General features: G+C 66.9%; 10 protein-coding genes. 5 read left to right on the top strand and 5 right to left on the bottom strand.

The window, feature by feature from the left end:
• Window positions 1-97: 97 nt before the first annotated feature.
• Both N440_RS00330 and N440_RS00325 read left to right on the top strand, forming a co-directional pair.
• A complete protein-coding gene (locus N440_RS00330; protein ID WP_133933727.1) occupies window positions 98-1,381 on the top strand; it encodes a putative DNA modification/repair radical SAM protein in 1,284 nt (427 codons plus the stop codon).
• Entirely contained in the window at window positions 1,362-2,822 is a 1,461-nt protein-coding gene (locus N440_RS00325) for a UdgX family uracil-DNA binding protein (RefSeq protein ID WP_133933726.1), read from the top strand. Before N440_RS00330 ends, N440_RS00325 begins: the two co-directional genes overlap by 20 nt.
• Before the next feature lie 46 nt (window positions 2,823-2,868).
• On the opposite strand, the gene maiA is transcribed toward N440_RS00325, so the two are convergent.
• Window positions 2,869-3,537: a maleylacetoacetate isomerase gene (maiA, locus tag N440_RS00320; RefSeq protein WP_133933725.1), complete on the bottom strand. Its 669-nt coding sequence runs from the start codon at window positions 3,535-3,537 to the stop codon at window positions 2,869-2,871.
• A 14-nt stretch (window positions 3,538-3,551) separates the two neighbouring features.
• Window positions 3,552-4,541, bottom strand: a complete 990-nt coding sequence (locus N440_RS00315; RefSeq protein WP_133933724.1) for a fumarylacetoacetate hydrolase family protein — start codon at window positions 4,539-4,541, stop codon at window positions 3,552-3,554.
• A gap of 875 nt (window positions 4,542-5,416) precedes the next feature.
• Here N440_RS00315 and N440_RS00305 point away from each other — a divergent pair.
• On the top strand, window positions 5,417-6,838 hold the full coding sequence (locus tag N440_RS00305; protein ID WP_049455876.1) for a DEAD/DEAH box helicase: 1,422 nt from the start codon (window positions 5,417-5,419) through the stop codon (window positions 6,836-6,838).
• Between the two features lie 521 nt (window positions 6,839-7,359).
• On the opposite strand, the gene N440_RS00300 is transcribed toward N440_RS00305, so the two are convergent.
• Complete coding sequence (locus tag N440_RS00300; RefSeq protein WP_133933723.1) at window positions 7,360-9,954, bottom strand: M14 family metallopeptidase; 2,595 nt, start codon at window positions 9,952-9,954, stop codon at window positions 7,360-7,362.
• A 74-nt stretch (window positions 9,955-10,028) separates the two neighbouring features.
• Window positions 10,029-12,668: a TonB-dependent receptor gene (locus N440_RS00295; RefSeq protein WP_133933722.1), complete on the bottom strand. Its 2,640-nt coding sequence runs from the start codon at window positions 12,666-12,668 to the stop codon at window positions 10,029-10,031.
• A gap of 193 nt (window positions 12,669-12,861) precedes the next feature.
• Here N440_RS00295 and queD point away from each other — a divergent pair, with 193 nt between their 5' ends.
• Complete coding sequence (gene queD / locus N440_RS00290) at window positions 12,862-13,224, top strand: 6-carboxytetrahydropterin synthase QueD (protein WP_053448692.1); 363 nt, start codon at window positions 12,862-12,864, stop codon at window positions 13,222-13,224.
• A gap of 116 nt (window positions 13,225-13,340) precedes the next feature.
• On the top strand, window positions 13,341-13,688 hold the full coding sequence (locus N440_RS00285; RefSeq protein ID WP_133933721.1) for a phasin family protein: 348 nt from the start codon (window positions 13,341-13,343) through the stop codon (window positions 13,686-13,688).
• Between the two features lie 435 nt (window positions 13,689-14,123).
• On the opposite strand, the gene asnB is transcribed toward N440_RS00285, so the two are convergent.
• Complete coding sequence (asnB, locus tag N440_RS00280; RefSeq protein WP_133933720.1) at window positions 14,124-16,025, bottom strand: asparagine synthase (glutamine-hydrolyzing); 1,902 nt, start codon at window positions 16,023-16,025, stop codon at window positions 14,124-14,126.
• Between the last annotated feature and the right edge of the window lie 210 nt (window positions 16,026-16,235).

Below are 16,235 nucleotides of genomic sequence, written 5' to 3'. Positions count from 1 at the left end.
GTAAATGCACTTACGACTTAATTCCCTCCGTCCCCTTTTTCTGAAGAGTTCAGGAGGTGTCTCATCCGATGAGACCTCCTGTCCGTAGGTTTCCTCAATGGAAACCATCCGCAAGCTGGCCATCCTGGCCGATGCCGCCAAGTACGATGCGTCCTGCGCCTCCAGCGGCTCGGGAAAGCGCGATTCGCGTGCCAGCGGCGGCATCGGCAGCACCGAGGGCATGGGCATCTGCCACAGCTATACGCCGGATGGCCGCTGCGTATCGCTGCTGAAGATCCTGCTGACCAACTTCTGCGTCTACGACTGTGCCTATTGCGTGAACCGCGTTTCCAGCAACGTGGCCCGCGCGCGTTTCAGTGTGGACGAGGTGGTCACGCTCACCCTGGACTTCTACAAGCGCAACTACATCGAAGGGCTGTTCCTCTCCAGCGGCATCATCCGCAATGCCGACTACACGATGGAACAGATGGTGGAGGTCGCCCGGCGGTTGCGCGAGGAGCACCGCTTTGCCGGCTACATCCACCTCAAGACCATTCCCGAAGCGTCGCCCGAGCTGCTGGCCAGTGCCGGGCGCCACGCCGACCGCCTGTCCATCAACGTGGAGCTGCCCACCGAAGCCGGGCTGAGTGCACTTGCGCCGGAGAAGACCGTGCACTCGATCCGCGGCGCGATGGGCGAGCTGCGCTGGCGCATCGAGGAAGCCAGGGAGGCGCGCAGGACACCGGCCGTACTGGCACCGGCAGTCACCCGCAGCGCGCGCCCGAAGCCGCCGCGTTTCGCACCGGCAGGCCAGAGCACACAGATGATCGTGGGTGCCGATGGCGCCAGTGACCGGCAGATCCTGACCAGTGCCGACAGCCTGTACGGCAACTACCGCATGCGCCGGGTCTACTACTCCGCGTTCAGTCCGATTCCCGATGCCAGCCGCCAGCTGCCATTGCAGCCCCCGCCGCTGCAGCGCGAGCACCGGCTGTACCAGGCCGACTGGCTGTTGCGCTTCTATGGCTATGGCGTGGAGGAGATCACCGACACCACGCAAGGCGGGATGCTCGATCTGGATATCGATCCGAAGATGGCCTGGGCGATCCGCCATCCCGAACGCTTTCCGGTCGATCTGAACCGTGCGCCGAAGGAAATGCTGCTGCGGGTGCCCGGCCTGGGCGTGCGCAATGCAAAGCGCGTGCTGATGGCGCGCCGTCATGGGCGCCTGCGCGTAGCCGACATCGCCCGCCTGAAGGCTCCGATGAGCAAGCTGCTGCCGTTCGTGCTGCTGGCCGACCATCATCCGCGCAAGGCGCTGGATGACCCGGCCGCCCTGCGCGCGCAGCTGGCCCCGCCTCCGCGCCAGGGATCGCTGTTCGATGCACCGCCGGCAGCCTGACGCGCAGCGCTGGTCGCAGCGCGTGGACCCGGCCTGGTCACTGCAGGCCTGGCGCGACGGCGCGCGTGATGCGTTGCTGCGCGGCGTGCCACCCGAGCAGCTGGACTGGCTCGAAGGCAGCGAAGCGTCGCTGCTGGATGCGCCGCCGGTGCAGCAGGCAGTGGCGCCGGCAGGTGCAACCGCTCCCAACGTCCCACGCGAATTCCTCGACCTGGCCGCCACCTGCCTGTGCCATAGCGAGCCGCAGCGCCTGTCACTGCTGTATCGGCTGCTATGGCGGATCACCCATGGCGAGCGTGCGGTACTGACCAACCCCGCCGATGCCGATGTGCTGCGTGCGATGGCACTGGCCCAGGCCGTCCGCCGCGACACGCACAAGATGAAAGCGTTCGTCCGTTTCCGCGAGGTGCCCGGCCAGCCCGAGGCGTTCATCGCGTGGTTCGAACCCCAGCACCACATCGTCGATCGGGTGGCACCGTTCTTCGCGCGTCGCTTCACCGGCATGCGCTGGGCCATCCTGACGCCCTCGCGCAGCGTCGCATGGGATGGGCAGGCGCTTGCGTTTGGCCGAGGGGCACGGCGTGAGGACGCCCCGGCCGAGGACGCCCGGGAGGCCCTGTGGCAGACCTACTACGCCAGCATCTTCAATCCGGCCCGGCTCAATACGCGGATGATGATGCAGGAGATGCCGGCCAAGTACTGGCGGCACCTGCCGGAGGCGCAGTTGCTGCCGCGCCTGGTGCGCGATGCGGGCGACCGCGTGCAGGAAATGCATGACAGACCTGCGCAGGCACCCCAGCGCAGGATTCCCGTGCGTGGGGAGGCCGCGATATCGTCCCCCGATACCCGCAGCCTGCAGAATCTGCGGCAACAGGCCAGCGCCTGCCGCCAGTGCCCACTGTGGGAGACCGCTACACAGACGGTATTTGGCCAGGGGCCGGCCGATGCAAGGGTGATGGTGATCGGCGAACAGCCGGGTGATACCGAGGATCTGCGTGGCCTGCCGTTCGCCGGTCCGGCCGGGCAGCTGCTGGACCGCGCCCTGGCCGAGCTGGGCATCGATCGCGCCACGTTGTACCTCACCAACGCGGTGAAGCACTTCCACCATGAGCGCCGCGGCAGGACCCGGCTGCACAAGCCTCCGGAAAGTCGCCACATCCAGGCCTGCCGGCCGTGGCTGATGGGCGAGATCGCGCGGGTGCGGCCACGGGTCATCGTCTGCCTGGGCGCAACCGCGGCAGCCTCGGTATTTGGCCGTGACTTCAATCTGTCGCGCGACCGTGGACGCTGGCACACACTGGAGGACGGCACCCACGGCTACGCCACCGTGCACCCGGCGTGGGTGCTGCGGCAAGTCGATGACGTACGCCGCGAGAAGGCCTACCGCCTGTTCCGCGATGACCTGGCCCGGCTGCTGCAGAAAGGGGACGGAGGGGATTGAGACGTTTGTGCCACAAACGACTTAATCCCCTCCGTCCCCTCTACTTTCAGGCGGCGTCGGGCTGGTTTTCCGGACGGGCGCGGTCGAAGGCGTCCAGCGCCTGGCAGGCGGCTTCGATGCGGCGCAGGGTCGGGTACGGCGTCAGGTCCAGGCCGAAGCGGTGGGCGTTGTACAGCTGCGGCAGCAGGCAGAGGTCGGCCAGGCCGGGGCGGTCGCCGTGGCAGAAGGTGCCGGTGTCGCGACTGCTGGCCAGCATCGCTTCCATGGCGGCCAGGCCCTCGGCGATCCAGTGCAGGGTCCATTGCGTGCGGGCGTCGGCCGGAAGCTGCAGCTTGCGTTCCAGGTACTGCATCACCCGCAGGTTGTTGATCGGATGGATGTCGCAGGCCACCAGCTGGGCCAGCGCACGCACCCGCGCGCGGCCGGCGGCGTCGGCCGGCAGCAGCGGCACCTGCGGAAAGCGCTCGTCCAGATATTCGACGATCGCCAACGACTGGGTCAGCGTGTGCCCGTCATGCAACAGGGTGGGCACCAGCTGCTGCGGATTGAGCGCGCGATAGGCGTCGAGGTGCTGCTCGCCGCCCTCGCGCACCAGGTGCACCGGCCGTGCGTCCCAGGCCAGGCCCTTCAGCTCGAGCGCGATGCGGACGCGGTAGGCGGCGCTGGATCGCCAGTAGGTGTACAGCACGATGCCGTCGTCGACCGGGATCTCCATTGCCGCCTCCATGCTCAGGGCTTGGCCGCCTGCTCGATGCGCTGCTCGATCGCACCGAAGATGCTGTTGCCAGCGGCATCAAGCATCTCGATACGGACCACGTCACCGAAGGACATGAACGGCGTGCTCGGCTTGCCGTCGCGCAGCGTTTCCACCACGCGCTGCTCGGCGAAGCACGAGGCGCCCTTGCTGGTGTCCTCGTTGGCGATGGTGCCCGAGCCGACGATGGTGCCGGCGCCGAGCGGACGGGTCTTGGCCGCATGCGCGACCAGCTGGGCGAAGTTGAACTGCATGTCCACGCCTGCTTCCGGCGCGCCGAACCACTTCCCGTTGATATGGGTCAGCAGCGGCAGGTGCACCTTGCTGTCCTGCCAGGCGGCGCCCAGCTCATCGGGGGTGACGAACACCGGCGACAGCGCCGAGCGCGGCTTGGACTGCAGGAAGCCGAAGCCCTTGGCCAGCTCGCCCGGAATCAGGTTGCGCAGCGAGACGTCGTTGACCAGACCGACCAGCTGGATGTGGCCCGCCGCCTGTTCCGTCGTTGCCGCCATCGGCACGTCGTCGGTGATCACCACGATCTCCGCTTCCAGGTCGATGCCGTAGTCCTCGCTGACCACCTTGACCGCATCACGCGGGCCGTAGAAGCCGGCGCTGGTGGCCTGGTACATCAGCGGATCGGTGTAGAAACTCTCCGGCACCTCGGCGCCACGGGCACGGCGCACGCGCTCGACATGCGGCAGGTAGGCGCTGCCGTCGACGAATTCATAGGCGCGCGGCATCGGCGCGGCCAGCGCCTGCGGATCGAGGTCGAACACGCCATCGGCGTCGCCGGCGTTGAGCGATTCGTACAGGGCATTCAGGCGCGGCGCAATGTGGCTCCAGTCTTCCAGGGCCTGCTGCAGGGTGGCGGCAATGCCGGTGGCGCGCACGCCGTGGCGCAGGTCACGCGAGACGACGATCAGGGTGCCGTCGCGGCCGCCTTCCTTCAAAGAACCAAGCTTCATGGGTGGGTGTCCGGAGTCGTGGGCAAACAAGTTTCAAGTGTAATCAAATATGCGGTGACGCCAAGCTGCAGCGCGGCATCGGCCCACCCTACCGCAGTGGGGGGTTCGGCAGGGCTTGCAGCCCTGCACCTGCTTTGCAAGCCAAAGCAACGTCAAATGCCAGAGCGGCTCTCGGTTGTCCGTGGGTTGGGCGGGGCGGTGTCGGATTGCGGGGACGCCGTAAACCCATCCATGGGGGCTTGGCCGCGGCATCCATGCCGCGGACACCCCGCAATCCGACACCGCCCCACCCCCGACAGTTTCCCGATGACGGATCGAACATCCACGTCATTCATCGTCGAAATCCATCAGATATCGAGACAAATCGAATGAGATCTGACAGATCGCGGAAAACTGTCGGAGGCGGGGTGGGTCCGGTGGCAGGGGCGTGAGCGGCATGGATGCCGCGACCGAGCCTACATGGACGTATTTACGGCGTCCCCTGCCACCGGACCCACCCCGCCATCCCACGGGAAGCCAGCTTTTGACGTTGACGTTGTTCTGGCTTGAGGCTTCGGCGGGTGCAGGGCTGCAAGCCCTGCAGGCAGAACCCCTACCTGAACAGGCCTTTTTGCGTGAAGTCTCAAACATCGTTTAGACTTGCGGGGTCTGCAGCGGCCGTCCGTTTCCCTCCGGGATCGCCGGCGACCTGGGTCCGCCCTCTTCGCCCGCCCCCACTCCGACGCCGTTCGTCACGCATTCCAGCCTGCGCTTCGTGCCGGCTGCACCCAATTCTCGCAGCGCGGTTCACGGGAACGCTCCGAGTCAGCCGATCAGTTTGATCTGCCCCCGTCTGTCCAGTCGGACAGGCGTTTCTTGTACTTGGAGCAAACTCAATGTCTTTTGAATCGCTGGGCCTGGCGCCCTTCCTGCTGCGTGCGCTCGCCGAGCAGGGCTACGAAAACCCCACCCCGATCCAGCAGCAGGCGATCCCGCTGGCGCTGGCCGGGCGCGACCTGCTGGCCGGCGCTCAGACCGGCACCGGCAAGACCGCCGCCTTCGGCCTGCCGCTGCTGCAGCACCTGGGCACCGCCTCGCAGGAAGTGCGCAGCGGGCCGCGCAAGCCGCGCGCGCTGATCCTGGCCCCGACCCGCGAACTGGCCACCCAGGTGCATGACAGCCTGCGCGGCTACAGCAAGTACCTGCGCATCCCCAGCGCCTGCATCTACGGCGGCGTCGGCATGGGCAACCAGCTGGACATCCTGCGCCGCGGCGTGGACCTGCTGGTGGCCTGCCCGGGCCGCCTGATCGACCACTTGGAGCGCCGCAGCATCGACCTGTCCGGCATTGAACTGCTGGTGCTGGACGAAGCCGACCGCATGCTCGACATGGGCTTCCTGCCGTCGATCAAGCGCATCCTGGCCAAGCTGCCGAAGCAGAACCGCCAGACCCTGCTGTTCTCGGCCACCTTCGAGGACAACATCCGCCAGCTGGCGCTGGAGTTCATGCGCAACCCGGAACAGATCCAGGTGACGCCGAAGAACACCGTGGCCGAAACCATCACCCACCGCGTGCACCCGGTCGATGCCGGCCGCAAGCGCGACCTGCTGCTGCACCTGCTGGCGCAGGACAGCCGCGAGCAGACCCTGGTGTTCGCACGCACCAAGCATGGCAGCGACAAGCTGGCCACGTTCCTGGAGAAGTCGGGCATCAAGACCGCGGCGATCCACGGCAACAAGAGCCAGGGCCAGCGCCTGCGTGCGCTGGGCGACTTCAAGGCGGGCCGCGTGACCGTGCTGGTGGCCACCGACATCGCCGCGCGTGGCATCGACATCAACGAACTGCCGAAGGTCATCAACTTCGACCTGCCGATGGTGGCCGAGGATTACGTGCACCGCATCGGCCGTACCGGCCGCAACGGTGCCACCGGCCAGGCGATTTCGCTGGTGGCGCAGGATGAAGTGAAGCTGCTGCGCGCGATCGTGCGCCTGCTGGGCCGCGACATGGACATCCGCGATGTGCCGGGCTTCGAGCTGCAGACGCCGATCCGCTGGGGCAACAGTGCACCGGGCAAGGCCGAGCACGATACCGGCGAGCGCGCACCGCGCAAGAACCACGCGCGCCGTCCGCACGGTGATGCGCCGCGCCATGCGCATGCCGGCCCGAAGAAGTCCGGCGGCGGCCGTCGTGAGGGCGGTGGCAATGGCCAGCAGCGTGCGGGTGCAGGCGCCGGTCAGGGCCAGCGTCGTGGCGGTGGCGGCAATGGGGGCGGCCGTGGCCGCGGCCAGGGTGGTAACGGCGGCGGTCGCGCCGGCTGATCCCAGCTGACAGCTGTTGTGCTTCCCGCTGCGCGGGGGGCTATCGAGGGACGGCGCTGAGGCGCCGTCCTTTTTTTTGCTGGCTACCGTGAGTAGAAGCAGGCGGTGCGTTGTGCTGCGGGCGGATGGGCGTGGGGCCAGCGCAAAACACGCCGTAAACCCATCCATGGGGGCTCGGTCGGCGCATCCATGCGCCTCACGGTTTTGCGCTGGCCCCACGCCCATCCGCTTCAAGCATTGCCTGCGCCTGCTTGTCCCGCCGGGTAGCCGGGAGAAGAAAGATCAAATTCAAATTCAAGAGCAAATGCCGATGCTTTTGCTCTTGCTTTTGCCCTTGCTGCCGCCTTGGGGTTCGATGCGTCCGCGCCCGCAGGAAACTGTCGGGGGGAGGCCCGGAGGCCCAGGCAGGACCGTTGGCGCCATGGATGGCGCCATCGAGCCCCCATGGATGGGTTTACGGCGTGTCCTGACTGGGCCTCCGGGCCTCCCCCAGCCAGGTAAAAATCAAGGCGCCAAACGCCTCAACCCCGCGCTTTACTCGGATTCACCAGATTCCCGAAGAAGATCGCGTTGATCAGCAGTCGATCCGTCCCGTGCCAGTACTTGCGATGCGCTGGATCATCGGCAAACAGCACCACGTTGCCCTGCCCCTGCGCCGACACCAGCAGCCACGCGCTGCCCGCCACCCGCGTGCGGTTGCGCTCTGACAGGTAACCATTCACCCGCGGCGGCGTGTCGATGCGCACCACTGTCGAGAACGGATTCGTGCTCGGCTGCAACGTCACCGTGTTTTCCTTGTTGATCGACAGCTGCCGGCGCGGCACCCCGAACGCCAGCGGATGACTGGTATCGACGTCGGCGCTGAGGATGTTGCCGCTGACCCGCTCGATCGCGGCGATGTCACGCTGGTCGCCGAACGCGCGGCGACTCTCGCCAGCGGCCTCTTCGTCCTTGCCGAACGTCTCGCCGTCGGCCAGCTTCTGTTCGATCGCCCACTTCGAAGCGCTGCCGTAGGTCACCAGTGAGCCACCGGCCTGCACCCAGCGCTTCAATGCTGCCACCGCGGTGGCATCGACGCCGGTATAGGTACCGCCGGACAGCACGATGGTGGTGTAACGATCCAGCGGAACTTTGCCCAGCTGCTGGGGGTCCAGCTTGCTGGCCGGAAGCTGCAGCTGCTGGTCGAGCAGGAACCAGGCGGAGCCAATCTCGGTGGCCGCCACACCCTCGCCCATCACCAGTGCCACGGTCGGCTTGCGCAGCGCCTTGATGCCATCGCTGCCGAGGTCAACGCCCTCGCGGCTGCGACCAGTGGACAGCGCATGCACCTGCACGCCCGCATCGCGGGCTGCAGCACGTACCGCGTCCAGCAGCGCCACGCCCTGCAGCGGTTGCCCGGCCACCGGAATGACGATGCTGCCGGCGGCGAAGCCCGCCTCGCCCTGTGCGGTGGTGGCAGTGAACGGCTGGAAGGTTGCGCGTGTACTCAGGCCCTTGCCCTGCAGCACTGCCAGCGCTCGGCCCGCGTTGTAGTCGCGCCAGTCGATGACATAGGCAAAGCCGGCCTGGCCGCCAAGCACCTCGCCCTGTACCGGCGGAAGCGCCGCGATGCGGGCGCCACCGTCGATGCGGCTGCGACTACCGGCGAACGCCACACCGTAGGCCGGTGCGATCGCGTAGCTGGTGCTGCCATAGAACACGTCGCCCTTGATCGGCGGCGTCTCGGCGAAGATCGAATGCACCAGCCGGAACTGCGCCTGCTGCACCGGTACCACGTAGGCGTTGCCCGGCGCGAAGTGCTGCCCATCCACGGTGACCGCACGATCCAGCGTGCGCACCTCGATGCGATGCAGCAGCAAGAGCTCCAGCAGTCGACGGGTCAGTGCCGGGTCATGCGCATCGCCGAACACGAAGCTCTTCACCGGCTGCTGCGCGGCCTGCTTCAGTGCACTCTGGAAGAACTGCTTCTGCAGGTCGAACAGACCACTGCGCTCGGCAACCGCGCCACGCACCGTGCCGAGCCCGGTGGCGACCTGATTGCGGATGGTGAACGGGAACGTCAACACGCCATTCACCGATTCCTGTACACGGCCCCGTGAACTGGCCTGCTCGACGGTCACGCCGACCGCGCCGTGGAAGTCCGGATAGGTGGAGCCATATACCGGCGAGAAGTTGTCGAAGTTTTCACCGGTGTAGTACAGCGAACCCAGCGCATCCAGCGCCTGCGCATGGTACTTGGCCAGGGTCTTGTTGAATTCGTACGATGCCGCCGGGATCAACGGGCTGTGCATGCTCTTCGGCGACGGCTCGAAGTAGTAGGTGCTGTCCTTGCCCATCTCGTGGAAGTCGATCTGCACGTTCGGGTACCACTGGTGGAACACCTCCACCTTCGGCCGCGACTCCTGCTGGGTCAGCGCAAGCCAGTCGCGGTTGAGGTCGGTGAAGTAGTGGTTGGTGCGGCCCTGCGGGAACGGCTCGACGTGTTCCTTGTCGGCCGGATCGGCCGAAGCCGGGTCCGAGGCCCATGCGTTGTGCCAGTTGGCCGCGCGATCACGGCCGTCCGGATTCTGCGCCGGGTCGAACAGCACCACTGCCTGCTGCAGCCAGCGCTGGGTTTCTGCACTCTGGTTGGCCACCAGGTAGTACGCGCTCAGCATCGCGGCTTCGGCACTGGAGGTCTCGTTGCCGTGCACGCTGTAGCCCAGCCACACCACCACCGGGCTGTCACCGGCGGCGCTGCGTGGCTGCGCCGGATCGACCAGGGTCGCGTGCTGCTGGCGGATCTGTTCCAGTCGCGCGTGGTTGCCGGCGGCGGTGACGCTGGCGATCAGCAGCGGGCGTCCCTCGTAGCTGCGGCCGATCTCGCGCACGCTGATCTTGTCCGAGCGTTTCGCCAGTTCCTGGAAGTACGCCACCAGCTGGTCGTGCCGGGTGTAGCGACTACCAATCGGGTAGCCGAGGAACTGTTCCGGCGTGGGAATGGACGTATCGAATGCGGCCGCGTCGGTGGCCTGCGGGAAGAAATACGCACTCTGTGCCTGCGCCGGCTGCGGCGAGGACAGGGCGATGACGGCGGCGATCAGCAACGGAAGAACGGCACGGCGATGCAAGGACACGGTGGCTCCCCTGGAACACAACGGCAGGTAGTCGCGCGGCCGGCTCCCTTGGGTGGCCGGCCGCGGTGGGTGGATCAGAAGCGGTAGTCGAAGCCCAGCGTGAAGTAGCGGCCGCGCAGGTCGTACTGGCTGAAGTCGTACGGCGCGCGGATGCCCGGGAATGAGGCGTCGTACGGCGGCGTCTTGTCTGCCAGGTTCTGCACCTTGGCGTACACGGTGAGCTTGTCGACACCGGTGTAGGCCAGGTACAGGTCGTACTGGCTGTAGCTGCCGACGCGCTGCTGCACGGCCTTGGCCGCGGTGCTGGCTTCCTGGCGGTAGCTGCTGGTGTAGTACCAGGTCACCGCCGCGTTGAAGTCGCCATGCTTCCAGTCCAGCGTGGTGGTGGCCTTGTCCTTGGGCAGGGTCGCGCCGAGGTTGCTGCCGGCGTAGTCGACCAGCGGGCCGCCGACCACGGTCGGGCGACGGTAGTCTCGCACGTGGGTGTAGGCCGAGGACACGGTGAAGTCGCCGAGCGTGGCGGTCGGAATGCGCTGGCGCAGTTCGACGTCGATGCCCGAGGTCTTCAGTTCGCTGAGGTTCTGGTAGCGGTTGTAGACCGCCTGCAGCTTGCCGCGCTCGTCGCGCTGCACGGCGCCGGCCACGTTGTCGTTGACCAGGGTCTGGGTGTTGTTGGTGCCGACCAGGTTGTCCAGCTGGATGCGGTAGTAATCCACGCTCAGGTTGGTGTTGGCCCACGGCGACAGCACCACGCCGAAGTTCACGCTCTTGGTACGCTCCGGCTTCAGTGCATTGTTGCCGAGGGTGAAGAAGGTCGGGTTCTGGCGCGAACCGGGCACGTCCGGGTCACGCGGATCCACCACACTGCCGTAGGCGATGCTGGTGCTGTTGGAGTTCTCAGACAGCGACGGCGCGCGGAAGCCCTTCGAGGCCGAAGCACGCACCAGCAGGAAGTCCAGCGGCTGCCAGCGCAGGCCGAGCTTCGGCGAGAAGGCGTCGCCGAAATCATCGTAATGATCGGCACGCGCCGCCGCCGACAATTCCAGGGTCGAGGCCAGCGGCACATTCACTTCGGCGTAGGCGGCACTGACCTGGCGCTGGCCATGCACTTCGGCGATCGCCGGGCGCACCTGCAGGCCGGCATCGATCTGCCATGGATTGTTGGAATCCAGCTTCTCACGGCGCCACTCGGCACCGGCGGCGAAGCCGATCTCACCGGCCCAGGTGTGGCCCAGGCTGCCGGAAATCTTCGCGTCGATGCCCTGCAACTTGGACTCGGCCGGGCGCAGGGTGGCGATGTTGATCGCATCACGCACCGACTGCGGCGTGGCTGCCGGGTTGAGCAGGTTGTAGCTGCCGGTGGCCAGTGCATCGGCCAGCGCCCAGCGGTTGGCGAAGCCACCGGACACGCTCTCGCGCTCGCTGCTGCGCGCACCGAACGCGGCCACTTCCCAGTCCCACTTCGCGGTAGTGCCACGCAGGCCGAACACGCCGCGATAGGCGGTGGAACGGTTGGTCTTGAGGGTGCCGCCAAGGTCGAAGAAGGTGTACTCGATCGGGATCGCGCGGCCGTACGGGTTGTACGGATTGTTGGCCGGCAGCAGCGACGACACCGGCTCGGCCAGGCCACTGTTCGCGTTCAATGCGAAGCGCCCGCTTTCCAGGGTGAAGAACGGGCTGCTGCCGAACCACGCGGTGCTCTTGATCTGGCTGTACAGCACTTCGCCGAATGCTTCGACGTTGTCGTTCAGGCGGAAGGTACCGTTGGCGTAGGCCTGGTAGCGCCTGGTCGACGGAATCAGGGTGGTGAACGGCGCCTGGTTGAAGCCGCAGGTGTCACCAGCCAGGCCGTCGATCGGTGCGCTGGCAACGCGGGTGGTACCGGTCGGGCAGTTGCCGTTGGCATCGAGCATCGGCACCGACACGCCGTTCACCAGGTAGCGCGCGCCCTTGGCCGACCAGCCGTTCCAGCGGCCGCCCGGCTTGTCGGTGTAGATGCCGCTCTTGGTCAGGTTGCGTTCGTCCTGGTCGAGGCGCTCGCGGTTGTAGCCCTGCAGGCTGAACAGGATGTTGTAGCCATCGGTGTCGAGATCACCGAGGCCGCCGACGAACTTCAGGTTCTGCTCGTGCAGGCCGCCCTGGTCGGCGCCGCCGAAGCTGCCGCCGATCTCGGCGCCTTCGAAGTTCTGCCGGGTGATGATGTTGACCACGCCGGCTACCGCATCGGAGCCGTAGACGGCCGAGGCGCCGTCCTTGAGCACTTCGATGCGTTCGACTGCGACCAGCGGCAGCGCGTTGAGATCGACGAAGGTGTCGGACAGGCCGCCGGCCGGGAAGCCGTAGTTGGCCAGGCGGCGACCGTTGAGCAGCACCAGCGTGTTCTTCTGCGACAGGCCACGCAGGCCGATGCCGGCCGAGCCGGAGGCCCAGCCGTTGTTGGTGGTTTCGTTGCTGGCGTTGCCGGTATTGGCCGAGATCGAGCGCAGCACATCGGCCACGGTGGCCTTGCCGGTCTGTTCCAGCTGCTGGCGGCCGATCACCTGCACCGGGTTGGAGGCCTCGGTATCGGTGCGCTTGATGTTGGAGCCGGTGACGCGCACGGCGGCCAGCGTGCTGGCTTCGCCACTGGCATCGGCGGAGGATTCGGCGGCGGCGGGCAAAGGCGCGGCCAGAGCGACGGCCAGAGCCGCCACGAGCAGGGTGTGCTTGGGCATGACGATGTGGGGGAGGTGGTAAGGACGACGAAGTTCCGCAGTAGTCCATGCCTGGCCGGGGTCCGACCAATAACATCTCTTCATACGGATATAAGAGAAACTATCATCTCTTCATCCGGATGAAAAGAGTTTCTTCACGAACAACCAACATCCACCCGGCCAGAGGCGACAGCCGCGGCGTACAATCGCCGCCATGGAAATCTTCAAAGTCTTCATGCTCGAGGCGGCGCACCGCCTCCCCAACGTGCCGCCGGGGCACAAGTGCGCGCGCCTGCACGGCCACTCGTTCCGGGTGGAACTGAAGGTCGAGGGCGAGCCTGGCGCGCAGACGGGCTGGATCATGGATTTCGGTGACGTGAAGGCGGCTTTCCAGCCGATCTACGAGCGCCTGGACCATCACTACCTCAACGACATCCCCGGCCTGGAGAACCCGACCAGCGAGAATCTGGCGGTGTGGATCTGGAACGAGCTCAAGCCCAGCCTGCCGGCGCTGAGCGAGATCACCGTGCACGAAACCTGCACCTCCGGCTGCCGCTACCGCGGCCCAGCCATCTGATCAAATCATTGATCTGAAAGGTTTTCTGAAGGCGCCATGGGCGCCTTCGTTATTTTTGTTGCAATGCGGCATCAAGGGCGTATGCTGCAATGCATCAAGACGCTTCCTGATACCCCATGGCCGCCGCCTTCAGCGATCGCTTCAGTGATGCCACCCGCCAGCTCGCCGCCGCGGCAACGCGCGCGAACCGGTTGGCGTTGGAGAACGCCGAAAGCATGTTCGGCGTGCAGCTGAAGGTAATGGAGCGCAACCTGACTGCGACCGGTGGCTGGCTGGGTGAACTGGCCCGCAGCGATGACGCGGCCGGAATGCTCAGCAAGGGCACGCAGCTGTGGCAGGACAACCTGCAGCGGCTCGGCCAGGCCCAGCAGGACGTGGTCGGCCTCGGCCTGCAGGCCGGCAAGGCCTGGTCCGAACTGGTGCAGGGCTACAACGAATCAACGGCGGACGCGAACAACCACTGACGCGACGCAACGCTCATTGCATGGGTCCCTCCCCCCATGCAATCCGGACCCGGCAGATCCCTCCCTCTGCCGGGTCTTTTTTTGCCCGACGTTTGGATGGAAGAGCGCTTCTTCGTCTGGCCTCTCTGCGAACTGAATGGCCCCGCGGGGGCAGGGGGGGGCGTGGGCAAATGTCCCCCGGCGCCGGCCGTTGGCCGCCCCCTCCTCCTTTCCTTTGCCCAGCCCCCTGCCCGCCCCGACGAGGCTCGGCTTGCGGCAGGTAAAGCGCAATGCTCGCAGCAGCCTTTCAAGGAGGCGCCGATAAACTCCGAACGCAGGGCGGAGGCCCTTGTGTACGAAGTAAAGGGGGAGGTGACGGCCAACGGCCGGCGCCGGAGGACATTCGTACGCAAGGGCCTCCGCCCTGCGCCATGCAGAACAATCCGCGAAGGAACCTCAGCGCCCGCGACCACCGTGCCAGTGCTGGTACCACGCCTGGAACATCAGCACGTTCCACAGGTGCGTGTGCCACTTGCGCTCACCGCGCAGGAACGCCTCCCAGATGCCGCGCACGCGCACCGCATCGAAGCATCCCTGGTTGCGCAGCAGCTGCGGATCCAGCAGCGCCTCCGCCCAGTCGCGCAGCGGACCCGCCAGCCAGCGCGCCATCGGCGGGCCGAAGCCGCGCTTGGGGCGGTACACCAGCGGCTCGGGCAGGTAGCGCGCCAACAGGTGTTTCAGGATCAGCTTGTGCTCGCCATCGTGGTATTTCAGATGCTGCGGCAGGCGCCAGGCCAACCGCACCACCTCCATGTCCAGCAGCGGCGCACGGGTTTCAACGCCCGCCGCCATGCCCGCGCGATCGACCTTGGCGAGAATGCCCTCAGCCAGATCCATGCGGAAATCGAGCAGCTGGATGCGCGCCTCGGCTGGCAGCGCCGTGTCCTGCTGCTGGAAGATCGTCACCGGCTCGCGCGCACCCAGCACCACCTGCGCCGGCTGCCGCCAGCGGGTGACCCGCTGCAGGTAGTGGCCTTCCACATCATTGGCAGCGACCTCGGCCACCAGCGCGCGCCAGCCACCGAGGCGACCCCGCTCGACGTTCATGCGGTTGCCGCTGCGCCGCGCCAGGTCACGTACCCAGTCCGGCAGGCCGCCACACAGCCGTGCATTGCGCAGCGCGCGGCCATAACTGGGATGTCCGAAGAACAGTTCGTCGCCACCGTCACCGGTCAACGCCACCGGCTTGCGCGCGCCCAGCAATTCACTGGCCAGCAGCGTCGGCAGCTGCGAGGCGTCGGCGAACGGCTCGCACCAGACCTGCGGCAGCCGCTGCAGCAGGTCCAGGCCCTGGCGCGCGTCCATCCGATGCAGGTGGTGCTGCACGCCGAGGTGGCGCGCCACCTGCGAAGCCCAGTCGCTCTCGTCGTGGCCCGGATCGTCGAAGCCGACCGTCCACGCTTCGATCGGCAGAGTGGATTGCGCCTGCATCATCGCCGTCACCAGCGAGGAATCGGTGCCGCCGGACAGGAACGCACCACAGGCCAGCGGCGAGTGCATGCGTGCAGCGATGGCCTTCTGCAGCACCGCCTCAAGCTGGTCGGTAGCCTGCTCCAGGCTCGGCGCCGGCTGCAGGGGTTCCTGCAGTGCGCTGTGCATCGCATCGCGTGCGCACCAGTAGCGCGAACCGCCCTGCGCGGCCATGCCGGAGTGACCCGCAGCATGGTCGTTGAGGTCGATGCGCAGCATCGCGCCGGCCACCAGCTTGTGAATGCCACGGTAGATGGTGTGCGGCGCCGGCACGTAGTCATGGCGCAGCAGCAGGCTCAGGGCATCCTGGTCGATGCTCGGCGAGAAACCCTCAAAGGCCTGCAGCGCCTTCAGCTCCGAGGCGAACAGGAACCTGCCCTGGTACCAGCCGTAGTACAGCGGGCGCTCGCCCACCGGGTCACGGGCCAGCCACAGCGCGCGCGACTCGCGGTCCCACACGCTGAAACCAAAGGCGCCCTCGATGCGCGACAGCGCCCGCTCCACGCCCCACTCGACGATCGCCTGCAGCAGCAGCCGCGCATCGCTGCAGCTGCGGGGCAGATCGCGCAGTTGTGCCTGCAGGTCGGCGCGGTTGTACAGGCGGCCGTCCAGGCACAGCACATAGCGGCCGCAGTCCGAGCTCAGCGGTTGCAGGGGAGTATCGGTCGGCGCCCGGCAATGGCCCAGTGCCAGGCCAGCTTCGGCATCGGTCCAGTAGCCGATACGCCCTCGGCCTCGCTGCTGCAACGCGCGCAGCATCGGCGCCAGCTGCTGCAGCAGGTGTTCGTCTTCGGCGGGCGGCAGCCAGGCCCCGACCACGCCGCTCATCGGGCACCTCCGCAGTGGCGGCAGGACAGGTTCGGCAGGCGGAGGTTGGCGGGCGACATGGGAACGGCACGCGGGACGGAGGAGACTCCATGCTCGGCCTGCCGCCCGCCCCGCGTCAGTCGCATTGCTGTCAGCGATCGTCACCACGCGTGTGACGAAGGTAACGTTTTGTAACGGCAACCGGCTATGCTGGGCGCCAAGTGGTTGCCG

This window comes from Stenotrophomonas sp. CC22-02, from assembly GCF_004365115.1.
Lineage (GTDB): Bacteria > Pseudomonadota > Gammaproteobacteria > Xanthomonadales > Xanthomonadaceae > Stenotrophomonas > Stenotrophomonas forensis.
This window is presented reverse-complemented; position numbering and strand designations above follow the sequence as displayed.

Excerpts from the sequence above, each read along its gene's own strand:
- N440_RS00315 (WP_133933724.1), bottom strand. The coding sequence starts at position 4,541 with ATGAAGCTTGGTTCTTTGAAGGAAGGCGGCCGCGACGGCACCCTGATC.
- asnB (WP_133933720.1), bottom strand. The coding sequence starts at position 16,025 with ATGAGCGGCGTGGTCGGGGCCTGGCTGCCGCCCGCCGAAGACGAACAC.
- N440_RS00325 (WP_133933726.1), top strand. The coding sequence starts at position 1,362 with ATGCACCGCCGGCAGCCTGACGCGCAGCGCTGGTCGCAGCGCGTGGAC.
- N440_RS00330 (WP_133933727.1), top strand. The coding sequence starts at position 98 with ATGGAAACCATCCGCAAGCTGGCCATCCTGGCCGATGCCGCCAAGTAC.
- queD (WP_053448692.1), top strand. The coding sequence starts at position 12,862 with ATGGAAATCTTCAAAGTCTTCATGCTCGAGGCGGCGCACCGCCTCCCC.
- N440_RS00285 (WP_133933721.1), top strand. The coding sequence starts at position 13,341 with ATGGCCGCCGCCTTCAGCGATCGCTTCAGTGATGCCACCCGCCAGCTC.
- maiA (WP_133933725.1), bottom strand. The coding sequence starts at position 3,537 with ATGGAGATCCCGGTCGACGACGGCATCGTGCTGTACACCTACTGGCGA.
- N440_RS00295 (WP_133933722.1), bottom strand. The coding sequence starts at position 12,668 with ATGCCCAAGCACACCCTGCTCGTGGCGGCTCTGGCCGTCGCTCTGGCC.
- N440_RS00305 (WP_049455876.1), top strand. The coding sequence starts at position 5,417 with ATGTCTTTTGAATCGCTGGGCCTGGCGCCCTTCCTGCTGCGTGCGCTC.